Annotated in this window: 6 protein-coding genes and 1 pseudogene; all 7 read right to left on the reverse strand. The window is 53.7% G+C overall.

Annotation, left to right across the window (positions count from 1 at the left end; all coding sequences use genetic code 11):
- Positions 1 to 124: 124 nt before the first annotated feature.
- A complete protein-coding gene (locus J3481_RS14085; protein WP_206832755.1) occupies positions 125 to 535 on the reverse strand; it encodes a hypothetical protein in 411 nt (136 codons plus the stop codon).
- 250 nt (positions 536 to 785) lie between these two features.
- Positions 786 to 2444 carry an IS1634 family transposase gene (locus J3481_RS14090; RefSeq protein ID WP_206832756.1) on the reverse strand — a complete coding sequence of 553 codons (1659 nt, stop codon included), beginning with the start codon at positions 2442 to 2444 and terminating at the stop codon, positions 786 to 788.
- A gap of 453 nt (positions 2445 to 2897) precedes the next feature.
- The gene (gene hxlB / locus J3481_RS14095; protein WP_206832754.1) at positions 2898 to 3446 is read right to left on the reverse strand and encodes a 6-phospho-3-hexuloisomerase; all 549 of its coding nucleotides are present in this window, start codon (positions 3444 to 3446) and stop codon (positions 2898 to 2900) included.
- Positions 3443 to 4009 carry an orotidine 5'-phosphate decarboxylase / HUMPS family protein gene (locus tag J3481_RS14100; protein WP_328702156.1) on the reverse strand — a complete coding sequence of 189 codons (567 nt, stop codon included), beginning with the start codon at positions 4007 to 4009 and terminating at the stop codon, positions 3443 to 3445. The genes hxlB and J3481_RS14100 overlap by 4 nt, the downstream gene beginning before the upstream one ends.
- A 75-nt stretch (positions 4010 to 4084) precedes the next feature.
- On the reverse strand, positions 4085 to 5380 hold the full coding sequence (locus J3481_RS14105; protein ID WP_206832752.1) for an MFS transporter: 1296 nt from the start codon (positions 5378 to 5380) through the stop codon (positions 4085 to 4087).
- A 296-nt stretch (positions 5381 to 5676) separates the two neighbouring features.
- Entirely contained in the window at positions 5677 to 7047 is a 1371-nt protein-coding gene (locus J3481_RS14110) for a purine-cytosine permease family protein (protein ID WP_206832751.1), read from the reverse strand.
- A 37-nt stretch (positions 7048 to 7084) separates the two neighbouring features.
- A pseudogene (locus tag J3481_RS14115) lies at positions 7085 to 8146 on the reverse strand (APC family permease); the annotation flags it as partial.
- Between the last annotated feature and the right edge of the window lie 123 nt (positions 8147 to 8269).

An 8269-nucleotide genomic window follows, 5' to 3' on the forward strand; every position in this document is an offset into this window, starting at 1 on the left:
GTGCCAAACTCCAGGGTACAGGAAAGAGGTGCCGGGGTGGTCAACTTTTTGGTTGTCAATGTACCCCCACGTGGTCAACTTTTACGTTAGCAAACACAAACATCAGAAAATCCATTGCCCTGATCTACATAACCGGACCAATTAGAAGATATCCTTGGTAAGAGCTACTCTCCTTTAGTTGCGGTGAAACAGGTTCATGAAGCTTGAACTGTGGCACAACAAAACTCTTATAATGCGACATCGCGTTTTCCCAATTTTCTAAATCATAGGCATTTTCTGATCTCGCCAGGAATCCATATTTTGGGAGTTCCGCTGCAGTTGCTGCTAGCGGATTAAAATTAGCTGGAGGCGCTGTAACCTGTATGCCTAATTCTTCTGCACTATATACTTTCGACGATATTAACGTTGGATCATTCTGATTTGACGCCGGAAGACCATTTTGAGAAGTCGCATTTCCCGTATTATCGTTAGTAATATCGGCAAACGCATTAATTGACGGGCACGTGCATAGCGCGATTGCCATCGAAGTATCCAATAATAGTCGCCTCATATGTCATCCCTTGCCCAAATACTTTGTCTATATGATGATTATTCATTATTCTATGATTGTTGTCAACATTGGATGGTGCGTGTATCCGTGTCAAGTTTTCGTAAGGCAATCGACCTCACGACCCACATTTCGCGCCCGTTTTTCGACCCGACTTCGACACTTCGTAGTCATACAAAGGCCCACGAACCCATTCCTGGCGCTAGTTCGTGGGACCTGTGGATAGCTCGTGTAGTGTCTACAGCCCTCGTGCCCGAGGTTCTACCTTCAGGATCCTCGGTGGTTCTTTGATCCTCAAGGCTCGCAAGATTTCCCGCTGCGCCTCGGTCACCTCCGTGCGCTGCACGACCATCCCATCCGGCGTGCTCTTCGTCACCTGATGCATCGCTTGCATGTGGGAGCGGATGTCGGGCCACGAGCGCCCTGTTTGCACTTCGGCGATGCGCACCAGCAGCAAGGCCAGCCAGCACAGCAACACATGCGAACGGATCCGCTCGTCCTTCCGGTGATACATGGGACGGATGTCCAACGTCGTCTTCAGTGTCCGAAACGCGGACTCCACCATCAGGAGCTGCTTGTATCCCAGCGCGACATCTTCCGTCGACAGCGTGTCGTCGGAGGTGCGGATCAAGTACTTCCCGTCCAGATGGGCCGCTTGCCGCACGGCCTCCGGGTCAATCCGCAGGTTCCCCCATCGGTCCTGTTTCAGATAACGCTTGAACGTTGGATGGCTCGCAAGCCGACAGTGCGCCTTCGTGTGCGCTTCGCCCTGAAGCTCCTTGAGGCGTTCCAACTCTATCCGAAGCTCGCGCAACATCGCCTCTCGGCGCGCCTCATCGCGTTTGGCTTCCTCGGGATTGAACGCCAACACGTAACGGACCCGGGCCTCGCCGTCTCCCACCACGACCTCCTTCACTTTCAGGTTGGGACGAAGCTCACGAAAACGTCCAGGGCGCGCCAAGGCCGCTTCCACCACTGGTTTCCCGGAGGTCATCTTCTCCCCAGCGATGTAGTGACCACCAGCACGCTGCAGGATCCGCAAATTGCTTTCCGAGACGAAGCCGCGGTCTACAACTGTGATCACCCGGCCAAGCCGCCAGCCGATGAGGTCCTGTTTGACCTCCTCGACCACGCTCATGTCCGCTGTGTTGCCAGGCCACGTCCAGCAGCGGACGGGGATGCCGTCCCGCGTCACCGCAAGGCCGATCACCACCTGAGGCAAGTCGGGCCGGTGGTCTTTGGAATACCCCTTGCGTCGCAGACTGTCGTCCGACTCGTCCTCCGTCTCGAAGTACGTGGAGGTCGTGTCAAAGAACAGAAGGTCCACGTCCAGGTTCAAGAGATCGCTCACTCGCCGGAAGACCTCGTATTGCAGGTCTTCCGCCACATCATGGAGAAAGTCCATTGCCCGGTATGCCTGCCACACGTCCAACTCGGTCATCCCGGGGAGAGCCACTTCACGGTCGCCCCATTCCTCCATGGCCAGCTTGCTGCTTGGCGCCAACGCGCGATTGGCGACCATGGCGAAGATAACACGCTCGACAGCCGCCTTGAACTTCCGGTCGGCGAGCCGCTCGCGCAAGACTTCGTCCAATCCAAGCTGTCGCCACAGCTCGTCCAGCAGATACGCCCCTCCCATAGGACGGCTATCCAGCAGCGTGGTTTGGATGGCTTCCGACTGGCCGCGCCCCGAGGTAAACTCGTCGCCCACGAAGCGATGAATACTCTGGGCAAGGCGCCGGAGCGCCTCCAGGTCCATTTCGTCTTCACGACCGAAGGTGTACAGGACCTTGGCCTTCGGCTGACCGGTCTGTGGATCGCGGTAGTTATGGGCCAACTGCACGTAACCGGTGACAGAACCGTTCTTGTTTTTTCGGCGAATGACACGGATATACATGTCCACATGATACGGCACATACTACGTCTATGTAAACACAAAAATGAAGTTATCCACAGACAAACGCATGCCTACAAAAAAGCGATAGAAAACGCGGCGCATGCCTGTGGATAAGTCCGACAAGCCGCGCCGCTTCAGGATCCCACATCCATCCATGAGTCTACATGCTCTATCCAACTGTCGAAGCCGGGCGCTATACACTCGGCTCTTGGTTGTTGAATGAATGTGATATTGTCACAGTATTCAGCAACCGTTAAGTCTCTCGCGGATAAGGCCGATCTGACGCACGAGCTTGAAGTGGGGGTGGAATTTTCGAGACGGCAAGACTCTTCGGCATGACCAATCAGACATCCAGACCACCGGAAAAGGGATAATTTCACTGAAAGCACTACCGACTTCCGCTCATCCCAAGGCGCCGTACGCACCCTCTCGGGCGGTCGCTGTTGCGCACTTTCATTCCAAGTTGCTGTGCCGCTGGAAGGCACTTTCGTTGTCCTCATGCAGAATGCTTCCGTACAGCAGGCAGATCGCATCTAGGATCACATGTAGCGATTGGTCAAATAGCGATCCCAGCGGTTGCATGCTGCTGGCCTCTCTTTCCCGTCGGTATTTCGTCGCCGCTGGTACCACCAACGTAGCGCTCGCCCGCTGAGCCAGTGGCGAATCAACGTTTGCCGTTATAGCATACGCCATCGCACCCGCACGCAACGATTTTTCGGTCGTGCTGACCACCGCTTCCGTCTCTCCAGAGCCTGATACGCCGACAAGCAGGTCTCCCTCGCCAACGGCAGGCGTAATCGTCTCCCCGACAACATAGACCGTCGCTCCAAGATGCATGAGTCGCATCGCAAACGCCTTGGCCATGAGCCCAGAGCGGCCCTCGCCGACGACAAATATGCGTTTTGCCGACAAGAGGGCGTGCGCCCATTCGACAAGTTCACGTTCGTCGATCCGCTCCAGTACACCTCGCATTTCGTCCATTATTGTCTGTAGCACAGTCATGGTTTCACATAACCCCCATCCACATCGATGGCATCGCGGAATGCTTTCGCCGCTGCAACCGGATCAGGCGCCTTAACAATGGCCGAGCCGATGACGACGATATCGACGCCCGAAGCGCGCAGGCTTGGAACCATGCCGAGCGTCACACCCCCCGCGACAGCCACCTCGCACCCTTCCGGGGCAGATGCCATCTCCCATGTTGCTACTGACTTGCCCGCGAGTTCTCGCTCGTCCTTTCCAACGCGAAAGCACCACACCACATTGCGAATTACCTGTAGTTCCCTCCACCTGGCAGGATCAGTGGCGAGGAGGTCAATGGCGATTCGACCCTCGTATTGATCGGCTACTATCTTGCACGCCATAATCGTTGGCATAGGCGCCGCAGCCATCACGGTTGCAAGATTGGCTCCAGCCTGAAAGCACAATCCCATCTCGTACGTGGCGTTATCCATCGTCTTCATGTCGGCAATAATCAAGTGGTTCGGGCATGCCTCGCGTATCGCGCGGACGCTTGCCATGCCAAACTCCTTGATCAGCGACGTACCAACCTCGATACAATCCACTTAAGGGCCAACCACCGAGGCCACGACAACCGTCTCGTACATATCCATCCAGTCTATCCAATGCCAGTTGTATCCTCACAGAATGGTCTTCCCCTCCAAATCGTGCTGCCTGGGTGTGGTGCTTCCCCGTCTGGTGCGCACCGATATGGTTAGTACAACTGACACGATTAGCGACAGTGACATAAACATGTACGACGCATTCGGGCTGCCGGTCACGCTGTTCATGTAGCCAACGAAGTATGACCCTACAAAAGACCCCAATGCCCCCATGCTGTTGATGAGCGCCATCGCCACTCCGGCCACGCTACTTGGCAGGATGTCTGGGACAATTGCAAAAAACGGGCCGTAAGGCGCGTACATCGTAGCACCTGCAATGACAAGGAGCACAAACGACAATACGAAGTGGCCAGAGCCGAGCAAATAGGATAAATAGAATGCCACCGCTCCAATTGACAACGAAACCCACACGTACGTTTTGCGCATTGATGGCTGTCGATCCGACAGAAAGGAGGTGATAATCATCAGAATCGCTGCTCCGAGATAAGGTATGGAGGACAACCAGCCTGTGCTCACAATACCCACGTGTGACGCCGTCTTAATCATCGAGGGAAGCCATAGAACGAACCCATACACACCGATGCTCCAGAAGAAATACTGCAGGCTAAGTAGCACGACTGGGCGTGATCGAAACGCTTCACGATAGTTTTTCACTTCCACAAGCCCTTGTTGCTCAGCGATCAACGCCGCATTGACCGCTCGCTTGTCGTCATCGCTCAACCAATTGGCCTGATCCGGCTTATCTTTGACGACAACCCACCAGATGAAAGCCCAGATGAGGGACGGAATTCCTTCGATGATGAACATGCCCTGCCAGTGAAACCATTGCACCAAATACCCGGATATGACCGACATCCACAGAACCGTAATAGGATTGCCCAAAATCAAGAACGTGTTGGCTCGGGAACGTTCTCGGCTTGTGAACCATTGGCTGATGAAGACCAACATGGCAGGCATGACAACGCTTTCGACAACACCAAGCAAAAATCTGTCCACGAACAAGAGGGGCAAGTTGGTGACGACACCTTGTAACGACGCGAAAATTCCCCAGAGGATAAGTGCCCAAAAGATAAGTTTTTTGGCGCTGTACTTCTTGGCATAGTGTGCTCCCGGCACTTGAAAGAAGAAATAACCCAGGAAGAAAAGAGCTGCCAGTAACGAAGAAGAGGCTGCAGTCATGTGTAGCGCCTGCTTCAAACCCGCGGCGGCGCCAAATCCGTAGTTTGAACGGTCCAGATACGCCAGGCTGTATGTGATAAAGACAATTGGAATCAACCTAACCCAGCGCGAAGCTGGTAACGAATTGTTGTTCATCATATAACCCCCTTGTTTGTTGGGTGTAGTGCCCCGCTGTCTTGCTGTCTCCTATCTGCGGGAAACGCGGTGGCACGATCAAGGAACGTAAGGTTCTACGAACATACGTTCTACGAAATCGATTCCACACGCACCATGGGAGGTCACTCCAACGCCATGACATGACGTGCTAACAAGACGCATGACCCCGTACGTTATCGCAACAACTGAACTCGTGAGGTCGAACGGCGCTTCCGCAATTCCGCCGTTACGTAAGCCAGCTCTGGCGCGCTTGTGTCGCCGCAGATACACGGCAACTATAATAATGTGTCCACAGAGTTTCTTGCCGTTAACTTGCGCTTCATCAGCAAGTAGTAGAGGGTACCTGGAACTAGAAGCCCAACCGTCCAGGCGATGTCCGTGTGACCCAACCACCGTGAAACGGGTCCCTCATATAAACCCGAAAGGTTGACGAACGGGATCTGGACAATTACGGCTGCCAGATAGGACAGAAGCGCATAGCCATTGAATCGTCCGTATTGACCGTCTAGTTGGAAAATATCATCAATCGAGTACTCGCCATGCCGAACGAAATAGTAGTCTGCCAAATTGATAGCGCTCCACGGAACGATCAAGTACTGGAGGATCAACATGAACTCATTTAAAATCTCAACCATGCCACCTCGACCAAAAAGCGCTATTCCCAGGGCCACGAACACCACTAGTCCAGTAATCCCGGCCCTTACCCGGGGAGTGAACCGCAGGCGCGAAAATGGTTCGAGTGTGGTCACCGTCGACATGTAAGCGCAGTATAGATTTAGAATATTGGCAAAACAAAGACCGCAAATCATGACGATGTAGACGACCGGAGCAAATGCGGATCCTAAAATTGTTGCAAACACGGAGGTTGGGCTAGATTCGAAATTGGACTCGATAGCCATGATCAAGACGCCCAAAATGCACATCCAGCTTGAGCTCAAGACCGCACCAACATAGGTCCACCAGAATGTCGCGGAGCTTCGGGTATTGCGAGGCAGATACCGAGAGTAGTCCGCCACGTACGGTGCATAGGTGAGAAGGAAGGTAGCCGCAATGCTGATGCCGACCACCATCTCTGGTGCAGAAAAAGGATGGAACGACAGGCGTGCCGCGTGAAAGTGCTTGAGAACCACCACCGTGATTGCGGCAAATACAATAACTGAAATCGCGGAGAAAAACCGAAAGACGCGGTGGATGAAATCATACCCAAACACGGTGATGATCCATGTGACCGCGTAGGTTATACAGGTGGTAACCTGTAGGGGTATGGACGGGATCGCCGCATGCAACGCTTGGCCGGCCAAAAGTCCGGTGTAGTAGAGAAATCCAGTATACATAAACAGCGCAAGGATCAGAGGCAAAATTGCGCCTATGACGCCGAACTGCGCGCGGCTTTGAATCATCTGCGGTACACCAATTTGCGGGCCTTGTGCAGAATGAGTGGCCATAAATATGCCACCGATCAAATTACCGATGATCACGGCTGCAATTCCCCAGTCGACCCCTAGCCCAAGAGCGTATACCCCTGCCCCAATCATAACGTTGGTAAGACACATGTTGCTCCCAAACCAGACGTGAAACAAATCTCGTGCTCGCCCATGCCTCTCGGTTTCGGGGATGTACTCAATACTTCTTTGTTCAAGCAACATCTCATAAACCCCCTCTGCGATGTGTTGGCGCGACTCGCTATAGAGCGTCATGCTGCGTGGTGGTCGACTCCATATCGGAGGTCGGTGAAACTCGCTTGGACACCCACGAGAGGATGCACATGATGGTAATGAACGCGACGGTGATATAGGGAGCCAGATTCATTGGATAGGGTGGGACTGGGTACATGTTGGCATAGATCGCATACAACGCTGCGACAAGCGAAAGCGCCGAAATGAGCGCCTGGAACATAGGCCAACGCTTCAATCGCAAGAAGAAGTGTCGAACAGCTGACGCATTCACAAGGCCATACGAGAGCAGCATCGAGAGCACAGTCACATAGGCGGTGTAGCTATAGAGATCTGTGCCGCTTCCATGCGTGACCAGTGCAAATGCGATTTGAGCAACCACGGAGACGGCCATGGTCAAGTGGACCGCTCGGTGCGGAGTTCGAAAGGTTGGATGAACGTTACCCACACGCGAAAAAAAGCTTTTGTCCCGCGCCATGGCAAACATGACTCTCGAACTGGTGCACGCACAGCCGACGACACACGAAAAGAGGGACAGGGTGAGAGACGTGACAATAAGTGTCGCATACGTTGGAGATACGTAATTCGATGCGAGCGAGACCAGAGGCATGGTCGCATTGGCTAAAGACCCCATGATCGACGGACGAGCCAGATAGCCCACCACTTGAGAATCGCTTGATAGTAAGAAAAAAAAGGCGATGCCAATGATGGTCCCGGCGATTACGAGCGGGATGGTACGGGTGGGCTTCGCAGCTTCTTCACCGAGCGTGGATGAACTTTCGAATCCTGCAAAACACAATAGGGCCACCACCGTTCCTTCAGCCAGGGATGCACCGTGTCCGATTGGGAGTGTGAAAGGCTTCCACGTCCAGTGGCCAGCTACGACGGCTTTAACGAATATAACCATTGCAAGGATGAGAATGAGCGAAATGGATACTCCCTCAAGTGCGAGCATGACTTTTGTACTGAGCTTGATGTCGCGATATGCGAAGATCCACATGACCACAGTCAACACGAGAGAAAGAGGCAACCATGAAGTGTGAAGGCCAAGCATGGAAAGCAACGTGCTGACATACGAGCCGAGGGCACCTGATACGTGAGCGTCAAATCCCGCCCACCTTGCATTCCCGCCATCGCTGCATCAAAGTCGTACATGACGACAAACCCCGCCGGGAAGCCGGCGGGGCAGTTGTGC

The organism is Alicyclobacillus fructus (assembly GCF_017329605.1).
GTDB classification, from domain to species: domain Bacteria; phylum Bacillota; class Bacilli; order Alicyclobacillales; family Alicyclobacillaceae; genus Alicyclobacillus; species Alicyclobacillus fructus.